At 38.7% G+C, this 26,983-nt stretch carries 19 protein-coding genes; 11 read left to right on the top strand and 8 right to left on the bottom strand.

The window, feature by feature from the left end:
• Positions 1 to 137 precede the first annotated feature (137 nt).
• Together gppA and rhlB are read right to left on the bottom strand one after the other, a co-directional pair.
• The gene (gppA, locus tag QMA08_RS16925; RefSeq protein WP_002960939.1) at positions 138 to 1,631 is read right to left on the bottom strand and encodes a guanosine-5'-triphosphate,3'-diphosphate diphosphatase; all 1,494 of its coding nucleotides are present in this window, start codon (positions 1,629 to 1,631) and stop codon (positions 138 to 140) included.
• 43 nt (positions 1,632 to 1,674) lie between these two features.
• Positions 1,675 to 2,952 (bottom strand): ATP-dependent RNA helicase RhlB, encoded by a 1,278-nt coding sequence (rhlB, locus tag QMA08_RS16920; RefSeq protein WP_002960940.1) that lies wholly within the window; start codon positions 2,950 to 2,952, stop codon positions 1,675 to 1,677.
• A gap of 91 nt (positions 2,953 to 3,043) precedes the next feature.
• Here rhlB and trxA point away from each other — a divergent pair, with 91 nt between their 5' ends.
• Positions 3,044 to 3,370, top strand: coding sequence for a thioredoxin TrxA (gene trxA / locus QMA08_RS16915; protein WP_002960942.1), 327 nt, complete (start codon positions 3,044 to 3,046; stop codon positions 3,368 to 3,370).
• A 186-nt stretch (positions 3,371 to 3,556) separates the two neighbouring features.
• On the top strand, positions 3,557 to 4,816 hold the full coding sequence (gene rho / locus QMA08_RS16910; protein ID WP_002960945.1) for a transcription termination factor Rho: 1,260 nt from the start codon (positions 3,557 to 3,559) through the stop codon (positions 4,814 to 4,816).
• Between the two features lie 63 nt (positions 4,817 to 4,879).
• On the opposite strand, the gene QMA08_RS16905 is transcribed toward rho, so the two are convergent.
• Positions 4,880 to 7,699 carry an ATP-binding protein gene (locus QMA08_RS16905; protein WP_290175012.1) on the bottom strand — a complete coding sequence of 940 codons (2,820 nt, stop codon included), beginning with the start codon at positions 7,697 to 7,699 and terminating at the stop codon, positions 4,880 to 4,882.
• 76 nt (positions 7,700 to 7,775) lie between these two features.
• On the opposite strand from QMA08_RS16905, the gene QMA08_RS16900 reads away from it, so the two are divergent.
• Complete coding sequence (locus QMA08_RS16900; RefSeq protein WP_278380182.1) at positions 7,776 to 8,348, top strand: DNA-J related domain-containing protein; 573 nt, start codon at positions 7,776 to 7,778, stop codon at positions 8,346 to 8,348.
• 22 nt (positions 8,349 to 8,370) lie between these two features.
• On the opposite strand, the gene dbpA is transcribed toward QMA08_RS16900, so the two are convergent.
• On the bottom strand, positions 8,371 to 9,759 hold the full coding sequence (dbpA, locus tag QMA08_RS16895; protein WP_002960948.1) for an ATP-dependent RNA helicase DbpA: 1,389 nt from the start codon (positions 9,757 to 9,759) through the stop codon (positions 8,371 to 8,373).
• A 189-nt stretch (positions 9,760 to 9,948) separates the two neighbouring features.
• Here dbpA and QMA08_RS16890 point away from each other — a divergent pair, with 189 nt between their 5' ends.
• The 3 genes from QMA08_RS16890 to QMA08_RS16880 all read left to right on the top strand — a co-directional run bounded on the left by QMA08_RS16890 (position 9,949) and on the right by QMA08_RS16880 (position 14,635).
• Positions 9,949 to 12,027 (top strand): TonB-dependent receptor, encoded by a 2,079-nt coding sequence (locus QMA08_RS16890; RefSeq protein WP_278380184.1) that lies wholly within the window; start codon positions 9,949 to 9,951, stop codon positions 12,025 to 12,027.
• Positions 12,028 to 12,206: 179 nt separating this feature from the next.
• The gene (locus QMA08_RS16885) at positions 12,207 to 13,607 is read left to right on the top strand and encodes a M20/M25/M40 family metallo-hydrolase (protein WP_290175011.1); all 1,401 of its coding nucleotides are present in this window, start codon (positions 12,207 to 12,209) and stop codon (positions 13,605 to 13,607) included.
• 86 nt (positions 13,608 to 13,693) lie between these two features.
• A complete protein-coding gene (locus QMA08_RS16880; RefSeq protein ID WP_290175010.1) occupies positions 13,694 to 14,635 on the top strand; it encodes a sel1 repeat family protein in 942 nt (313 codons plus the stop codon).
• Positions 14,636 to 14,668: 33 nt separating this feature from the next.
• On the opposite strand, the gene QMA08_RS16875 is transcribed toward QMA08_RS16880, so the two are convergent.
• Positions 14,669 to 16,630 (bottom strand): S9 family peptidase, encoded by a 1,962-nt coding sequence (locus tag QMA08_RS16875; protein ID WP_290175009.1) that lies wholly within the window; start codon positions 16,628 to 16,630, stop codon positions 14,669 to 14,671.
• 83 nt (positions 16,631 to 16,713) lie between these two features.
• Positions 16,714 to 17,619 (bottom strand): DUF808 domain-containing protein, encoded by a 906-nt coding sequence (locus tag QMA08_RS16870; protein ID WP_024595166.1) that lies wholly within the window; start codon positions 17,617 to 17,619, stop codon positions 16,714 to 16,716.
• A 145-nt stretch (positions 17,620 to 17,764) separates the two neighbouring features.
• On the opposite strand from QMA08_RS16870, the gene QMA08_RS16865 reads away from it, so the two are divergent.
• From QMA08_RS16865 to QMA08_RS16845, 5 genes are all read left to right on the top strand, one after another.
• Positions 17,765 to 18,046 (top strand): MliC family protein, encoded by a 282-nt coding sequence (locus tag QMA08_RS16865; protein ID WP_182724818.1) that lies wholly within the window; start codon positions 17,765 to 17,767, stop codon positions 18,044 to 18,046.
• Between the two features lie 66 nt (positions 18,047 to 18,112).
• Positions 18,113 to 20,146, top strand: a complete 2,034-nt coding sequence (locus QMA08_RS16860) for a methyl-accepting chemotaxis protein (protein WP_290175008.1) — start codon at positions 18,113 to 18,115, stop codon at positions 20,144 to 20,146.
• A 71-nt stretch (positions 20,147 to 20,217) separates the two neighbouring features.
• A complete protein-coding gene (ubiD, locus tag QMA08_RS16855; protein ID WP_149603358.1) occupies positions 20,218 to 21,684 on the top strand; it encodes a 4-hydroxy-3-polyprenylbenzoate decarboxylase in 1,467 nt (488 codons plus the stop codon).
• A 109-nt stretch (positions 21,685 to 21,793) separates the two neighbouring features.
• Positions 21,794 to 22,507, top strand: a complete 714-nt coding sequence (gene fre, locus QMA08_RS16850; RefSeq protein ID WP_002960960.1) for an NAD(P)H-flavin reductase — start codon at positions 21,794 to 21,796, stop codon at positions 22,505 to 22,507.
• Between the two features lie 167 nt (positions 22,508 to 22,674).
• The gene (locus tag QMA08_RS16845) at positions 22,675 to 23,085 is read left to right on the top strand and encodes a CBS domain-containing protein (protein ID WP_182753027.1); all 411 of its coding nucleotides are present in this window, start codon (positions 22,675 to 22,677) and stop codon (positions 23,083 to 23,085) included.
• 54 nt (positions 23,086 to 23,139) lie between these two features.
• Here QMA08_RS16845 and add read toward each other — a convergent pair whose 3' ends face one another.
• Positions 23,140 to 24,141: an adenosine deaminase gene (gene add, locus QMA08_RS16840; protein WP_290175007.1), complete on the bottom strand. Its 1,002-nt coding sequence runs from the start codon at positions 24,139 to 24,141 to the stop codon at positions 23,140 to 23,142.
• A 127-nt stretch (positions 24,142 to 24,268) separates the two neighbouring features.
• Positions 24,269 to 26,956 (bottom strand): CHASE domain-containing protein, encoded by a 2,688-nt coding sequence (locus tag QMA08_RS16835; protein ID WP_290175006.1) that lies wholly within the window; start codon positions 26,954 to 26,956, stop codon positions 24,269 to 24,271.
• Positions 26,957 to 26,983 lie beyond the last annotated feature (27 nt).

The following is a 26,983-nucleotide window of genomic DNA, read 5'->3' as shown; positions in this document are numbered from 1 at the left end:
GTGGGGTCGCATTATAGGGAGATCCGAAAACAGATCAACCCTTTTTTGAAGAAAACTTGAAATAATGTGCTGTTCGCACATATTTACATCGAAATGGTTACTTTAAACACTAAAAAGGCCCTGATGGGCCTTTTTAATTAGTTTACTATGAGCTTCCAGCCAAGTTTTCCTTGCTGTTTAGACTCTTGTTGCAGCTCACTGGCCATTAATGGATGATCTTTTAACCAGTTACTTTCAAACTTAAGGTCTAAGACTTCATTTTTAGCAGTTAACTCAAACTTAGGCAGTACATCATCTTGTCTGCGCATTGATAAAATGACTGCTATTCGTAGTAATCTCACTATATATTGCGCTAATAGACTATTTACGCCGAGTGAATTAAAACAACCTTTTGGAAAATCAGATCGATGTGCATCTGCTACCGCTACTATTAATTTATGCTCTGACTGTGAAAAACCAGGCATATCGGTATTTTCCAAAATATAAGCGGTATGTTTGTGGTACTGCTTATACTCTATTAGTAATCCAATCTCATGAAGCTGCGCTACCGCTTTTAATAGTGGTAACCCATTTAAGCTTTCAATCGGCCAATCTTTATCAATACTCAGCGCTAACTGCATTGCCAAGCTTGAAACTCGACACGCTTGTTTTTGATCAACATGATAACGACTCATAAACCCATCAACTGTGCGTTTGCGAATGTCGTTATTATGAAACTCCGGAACCATGCTATATAAAACACCTTCACGCAGTGCTCCACCCGCCAATCCCATTTTTTCTATTTCAAGAGATTCAAATAGTGCGATTAAGATTGCAAGTCCTGATACAAATACCAGTCGACGGTCTTCACTTAACCCAGGAAGGTCTAGCGCTGCAATAGTGCTAAATGCAATTGCTTGATCTTTTATGGTGTTGAGCTTTTCAAGTGTAAGTAAGTCGTCAAGATTTTGCGCGACCATAATTTCTTGAATTGCTTGTACTGTACCAGAAGCTCCAGATGCAATTTGCCATCCAGCTGCTTTATACTCCGGAGAAATTTCATCAATGACTGTACGAGCCGCTTTTATTGCTGCGTTAAAGTTACTCTTACTTAGTTGGCAATCTTTAAAATAGCGTTCAAGATAGGTAACACACCCCATATTGAGGCTTTTGTAATGTAGGGCATCAAATGCTTTACCAATTACAACTTCTGTACTTGCACCACCAATATCAATAACAAGCTGTTTGCCAGTACAAGATGAAGTATGGGCAACACCTTTATAAATTGTGCGCGCTTCTAATTCTCCGCTGATAACATTAATGTTATGACCAAGAATCTTTTCGGCATGATTTTTAAATACGTCGGCGTTAGTTGCTAAGCGTAAGGTAGCTGTTGCTACTATGGTGATGTTTTTGTCTGGGATATCTTGTAGACGCTCAGCAAAAAGGGCAAGGCATTCCCAGCCTCGCTGCATTGCTTCAGTGCTTAATACGTTTCCTTTATCAAGCCCTGCGGCTAATCGGACTTTGCGTTTAACACGTCCAATTGTTTGTAGACCGCCAGCAATTGATTTGGCAATAAGCATATGAAAGCTATTTGAGCCCAAATCAATAACTGCGTACACATTTTTTTGCGGTTTAAGTTGCCCCACCGTTCAAAAACCTCTAGTTACTACTACTTATACAAACGGTCGCTTACGACCGTCCTTTTTGGTAACTATTATTTGGGCGACGTCCGCTGTTATTACTACGGTTACGTGGACCTGTTGAATAGTTGCGCTTTCTTTGAATAATAGGCTGAGTTAAATCATCTAGCAATGCTGTTTTATCATAATGTGATAAAGGAATGCTGTGCTCTATATATTCTTCAATTTCATGCAGGTTGTATGCATATTGCTCACATGCAAAACTAATTGCGTGGCCTGATGCACCAGCGCGGCCAGTACGGCCAATACGGTGAACATAATCTTCACAATCGTCAGGTAAATCAAAGTTAAACACATGACTTACTTCTGGAATATGAAGACCACGCGCTGCAACATCGGTTGCAACTAAAAAGTCTAAATCACCTTTGCTGAATTGCGCTAATATAGTTTGGCGTTTTTTCTGGTTAACATCACCAGTAAGCATACCTACACGATGACCGTCTGATTTAAGCCAAGCATATACTGTTTCACAACTATGCTTGGTATTTGCAAACACGATTGCTTTCTCTGGCCATTCTTCTTCAATTAAGGTTAATAACAGCTTAATTTTATCTTCTTGCGAAGGATGAAATAGCTCTTCTTGAATACGTTTACCCGTTTTAACGTCAGGTTCAATTTGAACATGCTCTGGGTTTGTCATGTGCTCAAAAGCTAATTCTTGTACGCGGTACGATAATGTGGCAGAAAATAATAAGTTTAAACGCTTTGATGTATCTGGCATACGATCGAACATATAGCGAATATCTTTGATAAAACCTAAATCGAACATACGATCGGCTTCGTCCAGCACGACTACCTCAATTTCATTAAGGGTGTAACAGCCTTGCTTATACAGATCAATTAGGCGACCTGTAGTACCAATTAAAATATCAACGCCTTTTTCTAGTTGTGCACGTTGTTTTTCGTAATCTTCGCCACCATATACTAAACCTAAGTTAAGATTACAGTGCGGCGCTAAAATTTTAGCATCTTTGTGTATCTGAATCGCAAGCTCCCGAGTAGGGGCCATGATCAGGGCTCTTGGATGTTTACTAGGTGCTTTGCTAGATTGTAATAACCGATGGCACGTGGCAGTTAAAAACGCCAACGTTTTGCCTGTACCCGTTTGAGCTTGGCCCGCGATATCGCGTCCATCACAAATAAAAGGTAGGCATTTTGCTTGAATAGGTGTGCAATATTCAAACCCATTCTCGGTTAAACCGGCAACCACTTCCGGTGCGATAGCAAAGTCTGAAAACTTTTTATCGGTTAAATGTGTCTTAGTCATAGCGTTTAAGCATAACGTTTAAACTTGCAATAAGAAACAAGAGTGTTTAAATACGCACTAAATATTTCGCCTAACTAAATCGGAGAGCGCAATGAGCGAGAAAATAATCCAAATTACTGACGATAGCTTTGAAGCTGACGTATTACAATCAGACAAACCAGTACTAGTAGATTTCTGGGCTGAATGGTGTGGACCTTGTAAAATGATCGCCCCTATTCTTCACGAAGTTGCTGATGAATACGACAGCCGTGTGACTGTTGCTAAATTAAATATTGACCAAAATGCTGGCACACCGCCAAAGTTTGGTATTCGTGGTATCCCTACTTTACTTCTTTTTAAAGATGGCCAAGTAGCTGCAACGAAAGTAGGTGCTCTTTCAAAAACTCAACTTATCGAGTTTTTAGAAAACAACATCTAACGGTAAGCTAGAACAATAAAAAGGGCTTTTTTGCCCTTTTTTAAATTTATTTTGTATAAAGACTGGACGCTTTGCCAGTGAACTGCTAGTTTATAAAGCCAACTAATCCTTAGTTATATTCAACAAACCTCACTCAACGATCAAAGCGATTTTGAGTATGACAACTGTAATAAAGAACCCACCAATATGCATTTACGCGAATTAAAAGACAAGTCGATTAAAGAGCTTGTAGACTTAGCTGAGTCCATGGGGCTCGAAAACGTAGCCCGCTTAAGAAAGCAAGATATCATTTTTGCCATTCTTAAATCCCATGCCAAAGGCGGAGAGAATATCTTCGGCGGCGGTGTATTAGAGATTTTACAAGATGGTTTCGGCTTCTTAAGATCATCAGAAGCCTCTTACTTAGCTGGGCCAGATGACATTTATGTTTCACCTAGCCAAATTCGCCGTTTCAGCATGCGTACTGGCGATTCAATTTCAGGCCTTATTCGTCCACCTAAAGACGGTGAACGTTACTTTGCTTTACTCAAAGTAAATGAAGTTAACTTTGATAAACCTGAAAACTCTCGAACTAAAATTCTTTTTGAAAACCTTACTCCACTACATGCAAACGAACGTTTTCGCATGGAACGTGGTAACGGCAGTAAAGAAGATATTACAGCCCGTGTACTTGATTTAGCATCTCCTATTGGCCGCGGCCAACGTGGCTTGTTAGTAGCTCCGCCAAAAGCGGGTAAAACAATGCTACTTCAAAATATTGCACAATCAATTACGCACAACCATCCTGATGTAACATTAATGGTTTTACTTATTGATGAACGTCCGGAAGAAGTAACAGAGATGCAACGCCTAGTTAAAGGTGAAGTTATTGCATCAACGTTTGATGAACCAGCTTCTCGTCACGTACAAGTTGCCGAAATGGTTATCGAAAAAGCAAAACGCCTAGTTGAACATAAAAAAGATGTTGTTATCTTATTGGATTCAATCACTCGTTTAGCACGTGCTTATAACACCGTTATTCCTTCATCAGGTAAAGTACTTACTGGTGGTGTTGACGCTAACGCATTACATAAACCTAAGCGCTTCTTTGGTGCTGCACGTAACGTTGAGGAAGGTGGTAGCTTAACAATCATAGCTACAGCGCTTATCGACACTGGCTCTAAAATGGATGAAGTTATCTACGAAGAGTTTAAAGGTACTGGTAACATGGAACTTCACCTTAACCGTAAAATTGCGGAAAGACGTGTATTCCCTGCTATCGACTTTAATCGTTCAGGCACTCGTCGTGAAGAATTACTAACAAAACCAGATGAGCTTCAAAAGCTTTGGATTTTACGTAAAATTGTTCATGACATGTCAGAAATTGATGCGATGGAATTCTTAATCGATAAACTATCGATGAGCAAAACCAATGATGAATTTTTTGATTCGATGAGACGCCAATAAAGCGTCTTAGCTGAATAAAAAAAGCGCCTTAGGCGCTTTTTTTATGTCGGGATTAAACACAGTTTAACTTTCATTATACTTTTTAAGTACACTCTGCAACGTATCAACGAGCGCTTTAAAGTCATTCGCACTACTTTTTTGGGTCCTGCGTAAAAGTGCTCTATCTAAACTTTGAGCCGATTGCGCAATTTCATCTAAACCAAACATTTGCGCCGCTCCTAAAATGCGATGACTATCTTTTTGTAGCGCGGCTAAATCTTCACTTATAAAATGCTGAGTAATCGTTTCACTCTCCAAAGCAAAGCTTTGCTTAAAACTAATGACAAGATCGCTCATATCAACTTCATTTTGCTTTGTAATTGGCTGATCTTCTGCATTATGTAGGTGGCTGGAAAGCGCTTTATAAAATGACTCTTTATCTATCGGTTTACCTAAGTAACCACTAAACCCTAACTCTAAATAGCCATCTACTTCATGACTCATAGCATTTGCAGTTAAAGCAAAAATAGGCCGCTCAAAACCACACTGTTTTAATAGCTGAAAAGCAGAACGCCCATCCATCACAGGCATTTGAATATCGAGTAGCACTAAATCAGGATACTCTTTTAAGCACTGCTCTACCGCTTGCTCACCATTTTCAACGGCAATAACCTCGAGCCCCATTGAACGTAAATAGCGGCTTATTAACCTTCGATTATCAGGGTGATCTTCTGCAAGTACAACACGCCCTGCCAATTGCTTATTTACCTTTGGAGCACTTTGAGTTTCAATCAGGCTTTGCGATTTATTTACTTCTGCGCACGGTAAAAAGAACGAAAACTGACTGCCCTTTTTGTATTCGCTTTGTACACTGATATAACCGCCCATCATCGCGGCTAATTGTTGCGATAAGCTAAGGCCTAACCCTGTCCCCCCAAAGCGACGGCTAATACTGTTATCAGCTTGGCTAAAGCATTCAAAAATAAGCTTTAACTGTTTAGAGCTCATACCAATACCGGTATCTTTTACAATAATCACTAGCCCTTGTTCACTCTTATTTAAAGCAATAATGATTTGGCCAGCGTGAGTAAACTTAATAGCATTAGCGCATAAATTTATAAGAATCTGTTTTACGCGTATTAAATCCAGCTTAGTGTAAAACTCATTACCCACTTGATTGTCTAAAATAAGGCGTAGATTTTTTGCTTTTGCTTGAGTGATAAACATTGCATGTACGTCATTTACAAGCTCTACAATATCAAAGCACGAAATATTTAACTCTAATCTATTGGCTTCAATTTTACTTAAATCGAGCACGTCGTTTATTAAGCTTTTTAAATGGTCACTGTGACGCTGAATTACTCTTAGTTCATCTTTAAGTGACTCAGGCTCATATAATTCATTAATTAAAGCATCTGTTTGCCCTAAAATAGCCGTTAGTGGAGTGCGGATTTCGTGGCTAATATTGGCCAAAAACTGGCTTTTAACATCGTTAGCTTCTCTTAACTCCTGTGCTATTGCTTGTAACTCGGCAGTGCGCTGCGTAACTTGCTCTGTTAACTGCTGCTTAGCGCGTTTTTCTGCGCCACGGCGGTAAAGCGCAATACCAGTTACAACAACCAAAAGTAATAGTAAAAAAGAGAATAAAGTAAGCTGAGAACGCTGCGACATTTTTAGCTCTTGCACACGTCGATCTTGTTTAAGTTTTTCTATCTCTTGGTTTAATTGGGTTGCTTTAAATTGATGCTGAAGTACCGCTAATGCATTTATAATTGCTGTACTTCTGAGTTTTCGCAGCTCACTAATATATTCTTGTTGCAAGGCCATTGCGCTTGAATAATCGCCTTTACTGGCTTCAAGTAGTGCTTTAGTCCCTAAACCCTCCCTAATTATTCGCTCACTGCCATATTCGTGGGCAAGTGAAATAGCTCTATCTAAACTTATTTTCGCCTCTTCTAAGTTGCCTTTAACAAACTGAATTTTACCAAGCGCATGTAGCGCATTAAGCTCTAAATTATGGTTACCTATTTTAAGCGCATAGTACTCACCTAATTTAGCTTGCTCGTACGCTTCATCTACTTTTTTTAACACTAAATTAGTATTTGCCAAGTTAGTATATTGCGTAGATAACTTATTGTAATCATTGGCTGAAATATAATAACGCAGCGCTAGCTGGTAATAATGAAGTGCTAAGTCAAATTGATTACTCTCCATATGAGCAACACCCATATTGTTGTATACCTGCGCAATACCACTTTTATCATCTAATCGCTGATAAACTTTAAGTACATCTTGATAAAGACTAAATGCACTATCGTAGCGTGATAAGCGTATATAAACGCCTGCTATATTAAGTAATATGTCGGTTTGATCTTGCTCACTACCGTGCGCTTCGTAAATAGCTTTTGCCTTTAAGTAAAACTCTAGGGTATCGCCTAGCTTATTCATATTAAAATAAGCCAAACCAATATTATTTAGTAAATTTGCTTGTTCAAGTAGTTGTTCATTTTTTTCAGCTAATACTAGGGTGCGGGTATATTCAGTTATGGCCTTTTGAAATAAGCCTTGATAAAAAAGTGCTACACCTTGCATTTTTATTGCACGAAAGTGCTCGTCAGGAAAGAAAGTATCTGAAGTGTTTTTTTCTAATAATTTAAAATAGTGTAAAGATTCTTTAAAATTATCAGCCGATAACGCACTATTACCTAATGCCGAATAAACAGCGACACGCTCTTTTTTAGAAACGTTTTTATTAGCAAGTAACGTATTTGCTAATTGTAATTTAGGCTCCCACTGCACTTCGTTTCTGAATTGCTCAAATAACGAATCACTATTTTGGGCATAGCTAGGAGCTATTAGTACACAGCATATAGTAAATAAGAGGCATTTAAACTTGCCCAGCATAATTTTAATCCTTCAAACCGTTACTTATATCAGTGTAATCTTTATTGAAGATACACTAACTACTAGGGCCTAAACAATGCTTAACCCACTGATTGATGAGATTTTTGAGCTGATATTAACAAGGCAGGTTTGGCAAGTTCATACTTTAGCAGCAGAACTGACAAACCGCAGCGCAATAACAACACTCGATAAAAGCCCTGAACGTGATTTATTTAAACGTAACTTTTTAATTATGAATGCATTGTACCAACTGCAGGCACAATTACGCCCTCAAAGTTTACTCATTTCAACTCTGCATATCGAGCTTTTAGAAAAAGAAGATAATAGTTTAGTAACAACGAACGAAAATTTGCGAGATTATTATTTAGATTGGCGTAATTACGATACCGGTGAAGAGAAAATTGATGAGCTTTTGAATAGTTTTTGGCGTCAGTTTAAAACGACATCACCACAACTGGTATTAAATGACAATGAATTTAAAGCGTTGGCTTTAGAATGGAAGTTACCTGAAAATTTCACTCTTAAAAACGTTCAAAAGCGCTGGAGACAACTTGCATTACAGATGCACCCAGATAAACCAAATGGTTGTGAAGTTAAGTTTAAAAAAATAAAATTACAATACGAGCAGCTAAAGGTAGCTGCTCGCTAATTTGTTAATTTAGCGGTTTAAATTAACGAGTAAGGCGACGAGCGCGTATTTTACGCCCTTTAATGTTGCCTTCGGTTAGTTTGCGAAGTGCTGGTTTTGATGAGTTACGTTCAACAGCAACAAATGCTACGTTATCAAGTACGTTAATTTTACCTACTTGACGACCTGCAACCCCATCCTTACCTGTTAGAGCACCAAGAATATCGCCTGCACGTACTTTTTGCTTTTTACCTGAATCAATCATCAAAGTAACCATTTCAGGGCGGTACGGCGGTTTATCTAATAAATTAAACGGCGGCATTTGCTCTGGAGTAATATCACGCTCGTAATGATCGCCAATTTGTGCAATTTTAAACGCTTCAGCTTCACCGTAAATAGAACAAGCAATGCCCTTTTTACCAGCACGTCCAGTTCGGCCAACACGGTGAACATGTGTTTGCGTGTCATGTGCTAAATGGTAGTTAATAACCATATCCATGTCATCAATATCTAAACCTCGTGCAGCAACATCGGTTGCAACAAGTATTGAAGCACTTTTATTTGAAAAGTGAATTAGCGTACGTTCACGATCGCGTTGCTCTAAATCACCGTGCAATGCAACAGCGCTGAAGCCTTCGTCAGCTAAATCATCACACACTTGTTGAGTTTCTACTTTGGTATTACAAAATACAACACAGCTTTGTGGTGTAAATTTAAGAAGTAATAACTTAAGCGTTGGATAGCGCTGCTTATTGTTATCCATTTTGTAGAAGTACTGCTTAATTGTGCTTTTGGCTTGCTCTTCTTCTACTTTAACCATTTCTGGATTTTTAAGTACACGCTTAGCAATTGCTTCAATAGCTCTTGGGAAAGTAGCACTAAATAACAATGTTTGACGATTTTGTGGAATACGCTCAATAATTGCATCAAGTGTGTCTTGAAAACCCATATCAAGCATTTGATCAGCTTCATCAAGCACCAATGTTTCCACATCATCTAAACGTAGAGTACCTTTACGAATATGGTCATCAACACGCCCTGGCGTGCCAACAATAATATGCGCGCCATGTTCAAGTGAACCTATTTGCGGGCCAATTGAAACACCACCACATAACGTCAATATTTTAATGTTATGAATGCCGCGCGCTAATTTACGCATTTCTACCGCAACCTGCTCGGCAAGTTCGCGAGTCGGACACAAGACTAAAGATTGAATACGAAAGCGTTTTACGTTTAATTTAGCTAACACACCCAAGCTAAACGCAGCAGTTTTACCTGAACCGGTTTTTGCCTGAGCAATGATGTCTTTACCAGCAAGTACAGGCGGCAAACTTTGCGCTTGTACAGGTGTCATGTGGGCATAGCCAAGTGTTGATAAGTTATCAACGAGTCCAGCCGGTAAAGCCAAAGATGAAAAAGCAGTTGAAGTCACAGTAAGTTCCATAGCAATAAAATAACATGGGAGAAAGCCCCACTAATATGCAGCTTATAATAGCAGAATTCGTAATTGGCAACCATTAACAAACACATTATAAAACATGTTAATGAAAGGTGTTGAAAATGATAGTAGTTTGCATTAAGATCGCGATTGTTTTTTACATACCTGCGCTGGAAGCAATTAATGAAACTGAATTCTATTTACATAGCACTATTAGCAAGCATTACAACAAGCACATATGCAAACACTACCGACCTTGAACGCATAGAAGTAAAGGGTAGCTACTTTAACGATTACAAAGTAGATAACGCTAATGGCGCAATGAGAACATCAGCTTCATTACTTGAAACTGCACAATCTGTCACTGTAATAACCGACACTATTATTAGCGAACAGCTTGCCACTACACTTGGCGAAGTACTCACAAATGACGCAAGCTTAACTGCAGGCTCACAACAACGAAATCGTGAAGTATTTAACTTACGCGGCTTTGAGCTGAGCTCATCGACAGGTTATTTACGCGACGGTCATCAGCATTGGTCGCACTATCAGCAACCAATCGAAATTTTGCAACAAGTTGAAGTAATTAAAGGCCCATCAAGCATTTTATATGGTCAGTCAGGCCCAGGTGGCTTGGTTAACATGGTAACTAAAAAGCCTACAGCACAAACATTATTTAATGCCAGTGCCGATGTAGATCAGCATGGGTCAACGCGCTTTATGGTTGATGCTGCAGGTGCATTAACTGAATCAGAAGATTTACGTGCTCGCGGGATTTTAGTAAAGCAAGACGTTGACTACTGGCGTGAATACCAAAATGGTGAAAACCGTGAGCGTGACCGCTTTTTAGGTGCTTTAGTTGTAGATTACGATATTAGCGATAACGCATTAGTACGTGTGCATTACGACCGCACAGATGACGAAGCAGGTTTAGATACTGGTGCATGGATAGATGATAATGCTAATGTAATTGGTAGCGATAAAACAATCCGTGATATGTCTTGGGCGTTTACCGATATTACCGTAGAAAACCTAGGTGTAGACCTAGAAGTATTTTTAACCGATAACTGGCAAGTAAAACTTGGCTATAACGAACAAACGTTTGAGCGCCAACGCTTTGAGTCAGCACCTCGCATGCCTAGTGGCTTTGCTGAAGGTGACAGCTATGAATCTCGTCCTTACGACCGTTTTGACGATTGGCAATTTAAAACTGCATTTATTGATTTTATTGGGGAATTTAAAACAGGTAGCTTACAGCATCAGTTTTTAATTGGCGCAAACTCGCTAGATTACTACTACGGGCAACGCCGTACTTCTGCTGACTACTTTGATTTTTCTGCAGGACAAGCAGAACCATCACGCCCATCTGTAAGTTATAAAACAGATGATACAGTAAGCGAAACTGAATACGACTATTACGGTATTTACGTTCAGGACTTAATTTCGTTCTCACCACAATGGCAATTATCGCTAGGTGGCCGTTACGATAAACAAACACGAGAAGGTGCAGATAACGAGTCATTTGTACCAAAGGTAGGTGTGCTTTATCATCCAAATACTTCGGCAACTATATATGCTAGTTACTCAGAAGGTTTTGAGCCTCAAGGTAGTGAAACTCTGATTGATGAAACCGATGTAAATAATGGCATGAAGCTAGATGCCATTACCTCAGAGCAAAGAGAGATTGGTATTAAATGGCAATTATTTGATGACCGTTTACTGCTTACAGGTGCACTTTTTGATATTAGTAAAGAAGGCACACTTGTTAGCGAACAGCTTGAGACACCTATTGGCTCATTCACAAGTGAAACAAACCAAGTGGGTGAACAACGCCATAAAGGTGTTGAAGTAAGCGCACAAGGTGCTGCTACTGACCGCTTATTTGTTATGGCATCAACTATGTATCTAGATGCTAACTTTGAACGCGATGAAGTATTGGAAGGTAAGCGCCCTACCGATGCACCAAAATGGTCGGCATCTCTGTGGACTCGTTATGAATTAAACGACGCCATTGCCATTAACGCTGGCGCTTTTTACGAAGGCGAGCGCTTTGCAGATAGCGATAATACAATTACTAAAGATGCATATACACGTGTTGATGTTGGCGCCACTTATAAGTTTAACTTAAGCAATACCGATATTAACTTACGCCTTAACATCGAAAACTTATTTGATAAAAGCTATTTAGGTGGTGGCGGCACGAGTAATGTAACTGTTGGCGAGGGCACAAATCTTCGTTTAGCAGCGCAATTTAGCTTTTAATTAAATGCTTAAATAACAGCTTTAAAATATAGCCCGCGTACATTTACGCGGGCTTTTTTGTATCTAAACGTTTATACCTAACAGCATTAAACCTATTACAAAGCCTATTCATCTCATCTATTTTTTATCATGTTTGTTACATGTTCTAATAGCGCTAATTATTAAAAAGGCTTACCCAAATGAAAAAATTAATTACCGCACTGCTGCTTACTAGCAGTATGGCTGCAAACGCTAACAACGCCGAATTTACCCAAAAGCAATTACAACAAGTCAATGAAGTGCGCACCTCTGCACTAAATAGTGATCTAAGCTATAAATTACTAGAGTCATTAACAACTGAGGTTGGCCCTCGCTTACCTGGCACTGAAAATGATAAAAAAGCAGTGGCATGGGCTAAAGCTAAATTTAATGAGCTTGGTTTTGATAAAGTATGGCTTGAAGAAGCGACTTTTCCTGAATGGCGCCGTTATAGCGAAAGCGGAAAAATACTAACACCAAGTGAGCAACCTCTACATTTAACTGCATTAGGTAACAGTATAAGCACGCCTAAAGGTGGGATCACAGCATCAGTAGTCTTGTTCGAAACACTTGATGAGTTAATTGCAGCACCAGCAAACAGCCTAAAAGGTAAAATTGCGTATATTAATTACCGCATGAACCGCGATATAGACGGGAATGGTTATGGACCTGCTGTAAAAGCACGTGGCACAGGCGCTATAGAAGCGTCTAAAAAAGGCGCTGTTGCCTACATGATGCGCTCGGTAAGTACTGGTCATCATCGTTTTGCACACACTGGCGGTAGTTACTACAAAGAAGGTGTTACAAAAATACCTAATGTAACCATTGCTAACCCAGATGCCGATCAAATAGCACGACTCATTGCTTTAGATAAAGACGTATCGGTAAATATTAATGTGCAAACCGAAAGCCTTGGTGAAGGCACAGGTTATAACGTTATTGGCCAATTTAATGGTACCGAAAACCCTGAGCAGTATGTATTAATTGGCGGGCATTTAGATTCTTGGGACTTAGGGACTGGCGCACTAGATGACGGTGCAGGCGTTGCGCTAACAATGGCAGCCGCTAAGCATATTAGCGATGTAAAGCGTCCTAAGCGCAGTATTCGTGTGGTACTTTTTGCAGCCGAAGAGCTAGGCCTTTGGGGTGCAAAAGCCTATTTTGCAAAGCATAAAAACGAGCTAAGCAATATTGTTGCAGCAGCTGAGTCTGATTTTGGCGCCGATGTTGTATATGCTTTTGAATCGAACGTAAGCGCAGAGTCACTTCCTGTAGTGCGTGCTATTGCAAAAGAACTTTCGCCGTTAAATATTGAGCATATTGGTAAAAACCAAGCGAATGGTGGCCCTGATCTAATTCCACTTAAAGCAGCAACCTCAGCACCTATTTTTGAACTTGCTCAAGATGGAACAGATTACTTTGATTACCACCATACAGCTGACGATACGCTTGATAAAGTAACACCTGCTAAGCTTCGTCAAAATACCGCTGCATACGCTGTATTTGCTCTAATGGCTGCTGATGCAAAAACAACAATTAAGCCTAAAGCTCAAAATAAGTAATAACAGACATACTTACTTACAGTTTGTGGCTTTAACTTACACGCTTCTTGTTTTACCTTTAGGTAATTAAACAAGGAGCGTGCTTTATGTTACTTTTCAACACGAGTGAATCATTTCCACATTTTGCACAAACAACACGCTGCCCTCATTGTCAAAGCGACGCCTACCATTTACTAAATAAAAGTCGCTATTTACGATTTAGCATTTTACCTATGCTTGCCTTAAAATTAAGTTATAAACGCGAGTGCTATCAATGCGGAAAAAGCGAACCTGTAAAAATAACGCAACTACCGTTAATAGAAAAACTAAGCCTACCTAAATACTTTATTGGTGTATTTTTATTACTTTGGATTGTTTTATTTTTTTATCAACAGCACCTTAATAGCGAGACTCGAAAGGAAGGCTATTTAAATGCGCCTAAAATATATGATACCTACTTAGTACACGCCGACAAATTTACACACGAGCCCTGGACCCTAACCAATTTAAAAATTGCTCAAGTTTTAAATTTTGACGAACAATTTATTACCTTTCAGATAAGCAACTACAGCTATAAACGTAATAATAGTATTACTTTGGCAATGCGTACTAGCCAGCTAATTCAAGACAATTACTTTTCCACTAAAACAATCACCCTCCCTCGTGATGAAGTAGCACGCCTTTACAACGACGAAGCTATTTACGACGTGCTGCGCCCCTATGCCAACATCCTTTATGGTGGGTTTGTGATGCATCCTCCCAAACCTAAGCCACTATATAAAGGCTTAAAGCTCGATAAAAACAATCAACAAGGCATTATTTATTTTAAAGATGGTTTGTTTGTTGAAGCATTTAATAGCTTTAAACAAGCTGCTGAAGCGGGCTCTCAATGGGGGCAATTAAATTTAGCGCAAATGTATCGTGATGGTCAGGGAATAGATCAGGATCAACAGCAAGCTATTTATTGGTACAAAAAGGCTATTGAGCAAAAAAATACTAAAGCACAATTTGAATTGGAATCTCTTTGTAAAATAGCTAGCTGTGAATAAAGCAGCAAGTATGTTACTTGCTGCTTTAATATTTTATAACTCTAAATGTTTATCTAAAAAATTAATTACTTGTTTGTAGTAAGCAGTTCTGTGTTCTTCTTTGTAAAAACCATGGCCCTCATCCTCCAATAACACGTACTTATAAGGATGGTTAGCTTTTTTCAATGCAGCAATTAATGATTCGGCTTGTTCAATAGGGGCTCGTGCATCTTCACCTGCGTGAACTATGAACACAGCTGCTTTAAGCTTATCTATATTATAGCTAGGTGAAAATGCCTTCAAAAGCGTTTCATCAGTGCCTAAAACGTTTTCAAGATAGTTTTGTCCTGTACTACGCCCTGAAATATCACCTTCTTCAAACATTAGCGGTAGGTCATAAATACCAACTGTTCCAATTGCACACTTAAACATGTCTGGCTCTAAAATGGCGCTCTGCAAAGCTGAATAAGCACCAAAGCTTGATCCCATTATACAAATGTTGTTTTTGTTTACCGTTCCATTAGAAATTAAAAAATTAACACCATCAATAATATCAAACTGAATATCAGAACCCCACTTTTGGTAACCTGCTTCTTCGAAGTTTCGACCAAACCCACCTGAACCTCTAAAATTAACTCTTAGTACAGCCATTCCCCTACTTGCTAATAACTGTACCTCAGAATCATACCCCCAATAATCACGAGGGCCATGTGGACCGCCATGAGGCATTACAACTAGAGGTAAGTTTTTATCTTCAAGACCATTAGGAACAGTTAAATACCCATAAATAGTTAAACCATCCCGAGTTTTATATTGAATAGGTTTTGTCTTTGAAAGCTCATTTTCGTTCAGCCAGCCACGCGCTGAAAATAATATTCTTAGCTTATTTTGTACCCCATCGTATAAGTAATATTTACCAGGGTTGGTATCACTTGATGCGTAAATAACATTAATATCGCCATTAGAGGTGCTACTGACTAACTGCACTTGGTCGCCTTGCAATGCTTCTATCAAAGACTTTAAACGAACACTTTTATGAGAGTCTTTATCTATAAAAGCATAGTTTGGATAACCTAACTCACTTTCTATTGCAAATAATTCTTTTGAAACTTCATCAACCCACACTCTTTTTGGAGATACATATTGTTCTTGATGAACTAATTCAATTTCCTTAGTATTTAAATTTAGTTTATATAACCCTTCAGCCTCTCCACCAACAGAAGCAGTCATATAAATGCTGTCACCAGACTTATCAAAAGCTTTTAGTCTAATATCGCCATAACTAACCTCTCCTAAATTTAATTTCTCCCAGTCACCGCCATCTTTTGCCTTGGTATGTATTTTTGCATCTATATAATTATCTGTAGATACTGAAACTCGAACATTACCATCATGATCAGTTAAAAATTCAGCCATACGTGATGGAGACAAAGTAACTTGCTTCCTTTTGCCCGTATATACATCTACTTCATAGACAATAGTATGCGGCTCATTACTCGAGGTCCAAGGATAGGTAACTACTAACATTTTTCTTTTGTTAGTAACTAAGGGGTCTAATACAAATGAAGTTCCGTATAAAGGAGTCTGCCTTTTAAGGCGTGTACCTGTTTGCATTTCACCATGGTAACCAATTAGATACTTACCTCTAGCCCCATTAGCATTTACGCCAAATATCTCACCATGATATTCAGGGTGGTCTTGCCACCCTTTTAAATACTCTTTAGTGACAACAACTCGTTCATTATTAACCCAATGATAATCACCAACTTGAGCATTTCCTTCAAAGGCAACTGCATGAAGCATTTTAAAGTTTTCAGTATCAAAAATAACAAGCGCATCTTTACCTGCAACTTTATTTATAACCGCTAAATACTCGCCGCCTGGAGAAATAGTAGCGTGATTAAACTCTTTATTTTTACTGAAGTACTCCACGGGGATTTGGGGCTGCTTTGAGAAGCTAAAAAAGCTTACAAATAACAGAAGTACTAACAAGTTACATCTTAAAAGAAAATTCATCATAATTCCCTGTATTAACAACAAGAAGTCATAATATATAAAGTCTTATGAAATGTAACGAAAATGATAACTAAATGTGTCTGCTATTTTTTAAATAACTTTGTATAACCTACATGTATAAGCACAACAACTAAGCCAGCAATCACGCCTAGCAAACCATCAAACAATAGAGGAGCTAATACTTCTCCTGTACCGCCAGCAACAGATTGGGCATAGTTTGTTACATCGACTTGAGTATGATGTAGTAACTCAACACCATGTACTAAAATCCCGCCACCTACTAAAAACATCGCGATGGTGCCCGCAAATGCTAAAAACTGCATCAACCTAGGCGCTGCTGCGAGTAAGCCTTTCCCAAGTAATTCTTTAAATTTATTAGCTGTTACCTTTGATTGGTTGAGTAAATAAAGCCCGGCATCATCCAGTTTTACAATACCTGCCACTAAGCCATAAACACCAATAGTCATTATAATTGCGATAACACAAAGCACTAAAGCTTGATTAAGCAATGTAGCACCTGCCACAGTACCTAAAGTAATCACAATAATTTCGGCAGAAAGAATAAAGTCGGTTCTTATTGCCCCTTTTATTTTTTGTTTTTCGTACTCAACTAAATCTAACTTTTCATCTTCGTCTACCGCTTCACTGTTATGAGGCAAAAACTTAGCAAATACTTTTTCAGCTCCCTCAAAACATAAAAACAAACCACCCATCATTAAAAGCGGTGTTATTAACCAAGGCAGCCATACGCTTATTAATAAAGCAGCGGGTACGAGTATCGCTTTATTTAAAAATGAGCCCTTTGCCACAGCCCAAACAACCGGTAATTCACGCTCTGCTGCTACACCTGTAACCTGCTGTGCATTGAGCGCTAAGTCATCGCCTAATACACCTGCTGTTTTTTTTGTTGCTACCTTACTCATTGTCGCAATGTCATCAAGTAAAGTGGTTATATCATCTAATAACGTTAAAAGGTTAGTGCCTGCCATAAAGCTTCCGAGCTCAAAAAATATTGCTATAAACATAACTTAAAGCGCTACTTTCACCAACGGTTAATTTTGCTTTGTTATTCTTACATTAGATTAAAATTTTGCCCTGTGTTTTAACTAACGTTTAAAGAAGATGGGAGGAAAAATGAAAGTATATTTAGCATTAATCGCTATTTTACTAAGCTTAACCGCATGTAGTGATTTAAAAACCAGTACTGCTTACCAATGCGATGATGAGAGCGTAAAACTCAATATTATTAATAATTCTGAAGCCGAACTTATCTTTAACAATAAAGTGCATGTACTTAATCACGAAAAAAGTGCATCTGGGAATAAATATATAAGTGAAGAGGTACTGTTTTGGGGTAAGGGTAATGAAGCCATGTTAATCATTGCAGGTAAAAAAAGACAGTGCACCAAGGCTTAACATAAAAACAACCAATAAATTACAATAATGCTACAATAATTAAAGACCCATTATTGTGATGAAGTTATGCGTTCAATTGCGATCAAACATAAAATAATTTTAGCCTTTACAGCCATTGGCATATTGGTGCTAACAAGTAGTGTATTTTTTTATTGGTCATTAAACAAAATTAGCGTTAACAATACCCGCACCGAAAAATTAGCGGTTCCGGTACAACAGTTCAGCAAAGATTTAAGGCTATCATTACTGTCTATTACCAAATTTAACGCCTTAGCTTACAGCCAAGCAAACCTTGATTTACTTCAACAAAATAAAAAACAGGCGCAAGTTGAGCAACTACAATTTAGCGATATGCTCAATTCGTTAAGCGCTCAACTAAATCAACAAATAACCATGCAAAATTTACTCACCAGTACCAACGCAGGCTTCGAGCAACTGACTGAAGTAAGTGTCGCAATGTTTAGCGCTAAAGAGCGTAAGTTTGTAGCGCAAAATTCCACCATAGAATTATCAGCAACGTTTAACGAGCAACTTTACAATTTAAGTTCTAACTTACTTGATATAGAACTTTTAGAAGTGCCTGTAAAACAGCAGGCGTTACTTAATGCTATGTTTGGAACAGCGACCCGTATAGACGATTTATTGTTTAACTTAAGCAATAATATAAAAAGCATTACTCAAACTGCAAGTATCAATGATTTAAATAGTCATCAGCAAGATACTCTATTTCTACTAGATAACATCCAACCTAATTTCACCTATTTAGAGCAACAAGCGCTACCTTTTAATAATGCGTTTAATGCTAAAAATTTAACGGCTAAGTTTAATCAATTAAGAGAATTGCTTAACAACGATACAGGAATTTATGCCCAACAAAATAAAGTACTCAAAAGTGCTATTGCTGCGGCTCAAAATTTTGAACACTTTCAACAGCAATTTATAACAACAGAAGGTCAGCTTATTGAACTTAATAAATTGGCTGATGAGCGCTTTAATGCCTTACAAACTAATGCAAAGGCCGCCATAAATACAGGGATTAGTTCTGTAGTAATTATTACGATTGTTTTAATTATATTGATTATCGCTATCTCTATTTTTACAACTCGCGCAATGCTAAAACCGCTTAAAAAAGTAAACCGCGATTTAGCCCGAATCGCCTCAGGTGATTTATCAAAGCGAAGCCACCCACGTAGTAAGGATGAATTTGGTACTTTGCTAAATAACATAAATAAACTCAGTGAAGACCTGACTAACCTAATTGGTGCAATTAGTAGTGACGCCCACGAGCTAGACCGCAGCGCTATTAAAACCAGTGAAAAAGGTCAGCAAATGACGGTTGTTGCACAACAGCAGTTAGAGCGAAGCGCGCAGGCAACATCGCTTGCACAAAATATGCTAATCAACTCACAAGCGGTTTATGAACAAGCAGATAAAACATCAAGTGAAATAACAAACGCATCGCAATTTGCAAATGATGTAAACGAGATTGCTAATCAAAATAGTCTAATAAGTATAGAAACTTTATTGCAGCGCCTTGATAAAGCAGTAGGCAGCACAGAAGAACTCGCACAGTACACCCAGCTTATTGAAGCCATTGTTGAAACAATTAGTAGCATTGCCGAGCAGACTAACTTACTTGCACTTAATGCTGCAATTGAAGCAGCGCGAGCGGGTGAAAACGGACGCGGGTTTGCTGTAGTTGCTGATGAGGTTCGATCATTAGCTGCACGAACACAAACCTCGACTAGCGAAATAAACACCATGATCCAAACATTGCAACAACACACTAAAACAACTCAAGAACACATTACTGATGGCCAACACCAAGCCAAGCAATGTGTTAAAAACAGCACTGAACTAAATAAAGCCGTAGAGCGTATTAAAAGCACATTGTTGTCTGTTAATCAGATGAGTGAGCAAATTGCTCATGCATCACATGAGCAATTGACTAACAGTGGCGACATTCAACAAATAATGGCAAAGGTGACAGAGCAAGCAACCTTGAATGCCCAAAACGCGACAACCCTAGCAAGCGAAAGTGAAGACGTAAACCAACTTGCACACTCTTTAACGAGTGCCGTAGAGCGCTTTAAGTTTTAAGTGCAAGTAATGACTTGCCTTGCATGAAATGGGTATAATACTTTAACTCTTTTGCTTAATAGCGGCCCACAATGAAATATAAAGATCTACGTGATTTTATCGATTTGCTTGAAAAAAAAGGCGAACTTAAACGTATCACCCAAGAAATCGACCCGTATCTTGAAATGACCGAAATATCTGATCGCACCTTACGTGCAAAAGGTCCTGCGTTATTATTTGAAAACCCAAAAGGCTACGATATGCCGGTGCTTACCAACTTATTTGGTACACCAAAACGCGTAGCAATGGGCATGGGCCAAACAGATGTTAGCGAGCTTCGCGAAGTGGGTAAGCTACTCGCTTTTTTAAAAGAACCTGATCCACCAAAGGGTATTAAAGAAGCACTAGGCGCTATACCTATTTTTAAGCAAGTGCTTAATATGCCTGCAAAAGAAGTTAAAAAAGCGCCTTGCCAACAAGTAGTTTTAGAAGGTGATGATGTAGATTTAACTAAATTACCTATTCAACATTGTTGGCCAGGTGATGCAGCGCCATTAATTACATGGGGCCTTACCGTTACTAAAGGGCCTTATAAAAAGCGCCAAAATTTAGGTATTTATCGCCAGCAATTATTAGGCAAAAATAAAATAATTATGCGCTGGTTGTCACATCGTGGTGGCGCGCTTGATTTTCAAGAATGGTGTAAAGAAAACCCAGGGCAACCCTACCCTGTATCAGTAGCATTAGGTGCCGATCCTGCCACTATATTAGGTGCTGTAACGCCTGTACCTGACACTCTAAGCGAATATGCATTCGCTGGCTTATTACGTGGCAGCAGAACCGAAGTTGTAAAATCTATTTCAAATGACCTACAAGTCCCTGCCAGTGCAGAAATAGTACTTGAAGGTTACATAATGCCTGGTGAAATGGCGCCAGAAGGCCCTTATGGTGACCATACCGGTTACTATAATGAAGTCGATGACTTTCCAGTAATGACGGTCACTCACTTAACGCATCGTAAAGATCCTATTTATCACAGCACATTTACTGGCCGTCCGCCTGATGAGCCTGCTATTTTAGGTGTGGCACTTAATGAAGTGTTTGTACCGATATTACAAAAGCAATTCCCTGAAATTGTCGACTTTTACCTTCCGCCTGAAGGGTGCTCATATCGTATGGCGATTGTAACAATGAAAAAACAATATCCAGGCCATGCTAAGCGCGTGATGATGGGAGTTTGGTCGTTCTTACGTCAGTTTATGTACACCAAATTTGTAATCGTCTGCGATGACGATGTTAACGCCCGCGATTGGGAAGATGTTATTTGGGCTATAACAACCCGAATGGATCCAGCGCGTGATACAACATTAATAGAAAACACACCTATTGATTATCTCGATTTTGCATCGCCAGTCTCAGGTCTTGGTTCAAAAATGGGAATGGATGCTACCAATAAATGGCCTGGCGAAACCACCCGCGAATGGGGCGAGCCTATTGTTATGGATAAAGGCACCAAAGACCGCGTAGATGATATTTGGGAAAGCCTTAATATTGTTTAAGTGTTTATATGTAAGTACATATCAGGCTATAAAATAACCCTGCAGATATGCTAGAATCGAGCTATTCGATTGCGTATCTGCTGTTACAAGCGCTGCTAAAAGGTAAAAAATGCAAACATTAAAAGCTGAAGTTGTAGCTATCAGCCCACTTACAGAATTTGTTCATAAAGTAATTTTAAAGCCACAACAACCTGTGACCTTTGAAGCTGGCCAATACATGCAACTCGTATTAGGCGAAAAAGACAAACGTGCTTTTTCTATAGCTAGTCGCCCTTCACAGTGCGATGCAATAGAACTGCATATTGGCGCCTCAGGTGCCGATTCGTATGCAATGCAATCGTTAGAGCATTTACGAAACGCCCATACCACAGGGCAGTTAGTAGACATTGAAGCTGGCTTGGGTATTTCACAGTTGCGCCTGCAATGTGAGCGCCCTATTATTTTACTCGCCGGTGGTACTGGTTTTTCATACGCAAAATCAATGGCTGATCATTTAGCTGAAATAAAATGCGACCGTCCTGTGTTGTTTTACTGGGGCGTAAAAGAAGAATCTGCTTTATACGCACATACAGAAATGCAAACATGGGCAGATAGCCATGAGAACTTTAAGTTTATTCCTGTAGTAGAAAATCCATCTGCTAATTGGCAAGGACACACTGGCTATGTACACAAAGCAGTAATGCAAGATATTGTGTCACTAGAACCATACGATATTTATATGGCAGGTCGTTTTGACATGATAGGTATTGTCCGTGATGACTTTATTACTCATGGTGCAATTCGTGAAAACATGTACGCAGATGCATTCGCATTTATCAAATAATTGAAATTTACTTTCAGTTATAAATAAAGGCACCTAATCGGTGCCTTTATTTTTATAACAACAAATATTTAATAGTTAAAACCTATCAACTCCATCAATATAAACAATTTCCTAAATCCCTATCTATAAACCATACTTTGTATAGAACATCAGCGGGAGAGACCCAAATGCTAAATACAAAAGTAAAAGATTTTATGCAACGCAAATTGCCAAATATCACACCAGATACAGAAATGACGACAGCCATAGCAGAACTACAAAAATTTAAACTACTTGGCGCACCAGTATTTGATAAAGATAAATGCTTAGTTGGATTTATATCAGAGCAAGAGCTGTTACAACCACTTACGCAAAGCAGTTATTTTTGTGATGGGATGGTTAAAGTCTCGCAGCTTATGCAAACAGAGGTAGTGACCGTTAGCGGCGATACCAACATTATTGAGCTTGCACAGCAGATGCAGCCTGGTAAACCAAAAAACTACCCTGTTGTAGAGGGTGTTAAAGTAATCGGTATGATCAGCCGAGCAGATGTACTTAAAGCACTTTACGATAATTACATAAGCTGCCAAACACACTAAATTGCAGATACAAAAATGCCGCTTATATAAAGCGGCATTTTTAATGCTCTTACATTAACGTGCGCTAACGAGTGCTAAAAGTTCTTTTTTATCGCCATCGCTTAAAAATGCTATTTCTAAAGCATTTTTTTGGGCTTTTTCCATATCAGCTTGAGATAAGCCTGCCTTAGGTGCAGCAACGGTATATTCATACTCAATTTCAATACCTTCAACCGCAGGATCATCAGTATTAATACACGCTAAAATACCATGATCTAAAAACGGTTTAAGTGGGTGCTTAGTTAAATCGTTTACTGTACTGGTTTGAATATTACTTGTTAAGCATGACTCAATACCAATACGGTTATCGCGTAAATAATCCATTAGTTTTGGATCTTCAATTGCTTTAACGCCATGCCCTATTCTGCTCGCACCCAACTCATTAATTGCTTGCCAAATACTTGGAGCACCAAGTGCTTCTCCAGCATGGACAGTCGAAGCTAAATACGCATTTCGTACTTGTTTAAAGTGCTCTACAAACAAATCACCCGGGAAGCCAATTTCGTCACCGGCTAAATCAACAGCAACTAAATCATTTTTAAATGCGAGTAATGCATCAAGCTCTTTTTGACACGTTTTTACGCCATAAGTACGCGATAAAATACCAATCAAGTTAGCTTTTATATTTGCGCCCTTTGTTGCTGATTTAATACCATCAACAACTGCCTCTACAACGCCTTCTGGGTGTAAACCTTGGCTTTGTGCCATGTAGTAAGGGCTAAATCGAAGCTCCACATAATCAAGACCTTGTGCTTGTGCATCTTCAATGTTTTCAATTGCGATACGTCTACACGCATCGTAGTCGCCAAGCACAGTAACTCCCCAATCTAACTTTTGTAAAAAAGCCATGAGGTTTGGTTCAGGATCAATAACTTGAACATGAGGGATTAATGCTTCAACGTTATCTGCAGGTAGCTCTATATTAAACTGTCGACCAAGTTCTAATATGGTTTGCGCACGTACATTACCGTCTAAATGGCGGTGAATATCTAGCAAAGGTAATTTTCTATTGATCATAATAGCAACCCAGTTTAGTTAAATTTGCGCGCATGATACGCAGATACAGTTATTTTTCAAGTCTATATGATTTGCGGTAAGTTTTAGCGGTCATATGTCTGCTTTTTGTGCAAAAAAATGATACAGCTTATTTTCCTGATAAGTGGTGCCAAAGAGTTTTAAAAAGCGTATTTGCATCAATAGGTTTGGTGATATAACCATTCATTCCACAGGCTAGTGCCTTTTTAACGTCATCGTCATGGGCGTTCGCCGATAGCCCTATTATGGGTAAATCAATTAACTCTAAATCACGACGAATTACTTTTGTTGCTTTGAGTCCATCCATTTTTGGCATTTGAATATCCATAAGAACAATGTCGTAGCTATTTTCGGCTAGCTTTTCTATGGCCTCAAAACCATCGTTAGCAATGTCGGCAATACAGCCTTTCGTTTTTAAAATAGCATTAGCAACATGCTGATTAAGTGGATTATCTTCTACTAAAAGTAATTTATAGCCTGTAAATGATAATGTACTTACGTCTATTTCGTTGTATTGCTGCTGAATTTGCTCTGCCTTTGGTAAAGGCGATATTAGCGGCAAACTAAATGTAAATGTAGAGCCTTTACCTTCATAACTAACTAAATCAATTGCACCACCCATTAACTCAACTAGTTTTCTGCAAATACTTAATCCTAAGCCTGTACCACCATATTGACGTGAGGTTGAGCTATCAGCTTGCGCGAACGGTTTAAACAATTGTTTTTGTGCTTCGCTACTAATACCAATACCCGTATCGTTAATACTAAAATAAGTCATTTTTTTCGACTGCCAAATTTTCAGAGTGATTTCACCTTCCCCTGTAAATTTAACCGCATTATTGAGCAGGTTCAGCAGCACTTGTTTTAAGCGGATTGGATCGGTATTGATGACCAAATTTGATGTTTTATCAAAATCGAGACTTAACTTTATTGATTTAATATCAGCCTCAAATTGAAGTAAATTAAGCATTTCATCAGCTAAACTCGCTACATTAATAGGCTCTTGCATTAAGTCTAGCTTGCCTGCTTCCATTTTTGAAAAGTCGAGCACATCGTTTAATACTCTCAGTAAAACACCCAGTGCCCCATCTGCTTGCTCTATGTAACTTCTAGCTTGTTGCCAATCGTTTTGCTGGAGCGCTAAATAATGCAGCCCTTTTATACCGTTAATAGGGGTGCGGACTTCGTGGCTCATATTTGCTAAAAACTGCCCCTTTATATGACTCGCTTCATCTGCTTTTTGTTTTTCTTTGCGTAATGTATGCGTTTGCTTAGCCACTTGTTCGCGAATTTGTATGTTTGTACCAGTAACTGAAATCAAAAATGTAATCAGTAACCACACAAATAACATACCTACTATTTGTGCAAGCCAATATACTAACCAAGACGTTCTAACTATTGGCTCATATAACTCAACCTGCCACATACGTTTGCCAATCAACAATTGATATTCTTTAAATAGCGCTTGCGAATTAGCGGTATCTGCAATATAAATTGCCTGCTTTTTCCCTGGTACCGTTGTATCAAAAAAACTAGCTGAAATTGAGTTGTTGTGATCAAATAATAGTGTTTGCGATAAGCGTTTCAGACTGACAATCGCTGCCACAAAGCCTTGAAAATCATCTTCGGTAGAGGACTCTCCAAAAACAGGATATAAAAAAAGCACACCGTGTTCGGCTGTATTTTGGACCAAATTAATTGGCTCACTTAGTGCAAGTTCATTAAGCTCTTTCGCTTTGCTAAGCGCTGCACCTCTTACTTTACTAGAAGCTAAATCAAACCCTAAAACATCTTCATTACCTTTTAAGGGATATACGTACTTTACTGGAAAGTAATTACTACGCGTACCTGCAGGTTGCCAAGCTCCATCTAGTGACTTTTCTTTTATATATAGAGGTTTGCCTGTGGCTGGATTTTCATGTGTCTCAAAATCTGCGAGTTTATTTGCTGGTATATAAGGTATCCATTCAAAAGCCAGAATTTCTTGGCTGTAGTCCAACTGCTTTGAAGTAAATTGTTTAAACTCTTTAAAATCCACGTCACTACTACTAGCAAAAAACGTAGCCAATAAGCCTAAATGAGCAGTAATACCATCGAGCTTTTGGCTTATAGCATTTTGCACAGAAAGTATTTTGGCTTCTTGCTTTTGAATATCTTTTTCTTTTTTAACACTAGCAGCGCCATAAAAACTAACGCTGATCAGTATGTAAATTAATAGCGAGGGTAAAATTACCAACATACGGTGGCGTACTTGTGTGTAATTAAAAGCGGCGAGTACTAAAGGTGTAAATATAAGCACGCCAATACTGTCGCCAATCCACCATGCTATAAAGTTATCAAAAATAGCATTGGTCGGAATCACATTATTCAATGCTAATAAACTTGTTCCTACACCTGCAGCAATAACACAACATATTGGCCCCGCTACTATTAAGCTTTGAACACTGTGTTTTAAAGAAGATAAATCCAACGGCGCTTTTATAACATTCACTATAATTTGTCGGCCAATCCAAGCCTGTAAAACAGAGGCTAAAGTAATGCCTATAGCTTGTAAAAGCACAATAAAATGAAAAATATCTACGGTGTGTTCAAGGTGAATTAAGTTAGTACAAAAAGCCCCAATAATAAGGCCAATAAATGACTTACGTCCCCAAATTAAAAAGCTCGCTAAAGCAATTCCTGAGGGCGGCCAGGAGGCGACCGCATAGCCATCTACAGAAAGAAGTGAGTTGCTAAAGTATCCTGTAAAGAAGTAAGCACAAGCCAAGCTAAGGGTTAATATTAAAAACTTTCTCAAAGCTTGTGCTCCTGAACTACAAAAAAT

It is taken from the genome of Pseudoalteromonas sp. APC 3355 (assembly GCF_030407615.1).
Taxonomy (GTDB): domain Bacteria; phylum Pseudomonadota; class Gammaproteobacteria; order Enterobacterales; family Alteromonadaceae; genus Pseudoalteromonas; species Pseudoalteromonas distincta.
This window is presented reverse-complemented; position numbering and strand designations above follow the sequence as displayed.

Excerpts from the sequence above, each read along its gene's own strand:
- trxA (WP_002960942.1), top strand. The coding sequence starts at position 3,044 with ATGAGCGAGAAAATAATCCAAATTACTGACGATAGCTTTGAAGCTGAC.
- QMA08_RS16880 (WP_290175010.1), top strand. The coding sequence starts at position 13,694 with ATGTTACTTTTCAACACGAGTGAATCATTTCCACATTTTGCACAAACA.
- QMA08_RS16870 (WP_024595166.1), bottom strand. The coding sequence starts at position 17,619 with ATGGCAGGCACTAACCTTTTAACGTTATTAGATGATATAACCACTTTA.
- QMA08_RS16865 (WP_182724818.1), top strand. The coding sequence starts at position 17,765 with ATGAAAGTATATTTAGCATTAATCGCTATTTTACTAAGCTTAACCGCA.
- QMA08_RS16905 (WP_290175012.1), bottom strand. The coding sequence starts at position 7,699 with ATGCTGGGCAAGTTTAAATGCCTCTTATTTACTATATGCTGTGTACTA.
- QMA08_RS16885 (WP_290175011.1), top strand. The coding sequence starts at position 12,207 with ATGAAAAAATTAATTACCGCACTGCTGCTTACTAGCAGTATGGCTGCA.
- rho (WP_002960945.1), top strand. The coding sequence starts at position 3,557 with ATGCATTTACGCGAATTAAAAGACAAGTCGATTAAAGAGCTTGTAGAC.
- QMA08_RS16890 (WP_278380184.1), top strand. The coding sequence starts at position 9,949 with ATGAAACTGAATTCTATTTACATAGCACTATTAGCAAGCATTACAACA.
- QMA08_RS16875 (WP_290175009.1), bottom strand. The coding sequence starts at position 16,630 with ATGAATTTTCTTTTAAGATGTAACTTGTTAGTACTTCTGTTATTTGTA.
- QMA08_RS16860 (WP_290175008.1), top strand. The coding sequence starts at position 18,113 with ATGCGTTCAATTGCGATCAAACATAAAATAATTTTAGCCTTTACAGCC.
- ubiD (WP_149603358.1), top strand. The coding sequence starts at position 20,218 with ATGAAATATAAAGATCTACGTGATTTTATCGATTTGCTTGAAAAAAAA.
- QMA08_RS16845 (WP_182753027.1), top strand. The coding sequence starts at position 22,675 with ATGCTAAATACAAAAGTAAAAGATTTTATGCAACGCAAATTGCCAAAT.
- add (WP_290175007.1), bottom strand. The coding sequence starts at position 24,141 with ATGATCAATAGAAAATTACCTTTGCTAGATATTCACCGCCATTTAGAC.
- fre (WP_002960960.1), top strand. The coding sequence starts at position 21,794 with ATGCAAACATTAAAAGCTGAAGTTGTAGCTATCAGCCCACTTACAGAA.
- rhlB (WP_002960940.1), bottom strand. The coding sequence starts at position 2,952 with ATGACTAAGACACATTTAACCGATAAAAAGTTTTCAGACTTTGCTATC.
- QMA08_RS16900 (WP_278380182.1), top strand. The coding sequence starts at position 7,776 with ATGCTTAACCCACTGATTGATGAGATTTTTGAGCTGATATTAACAAGG.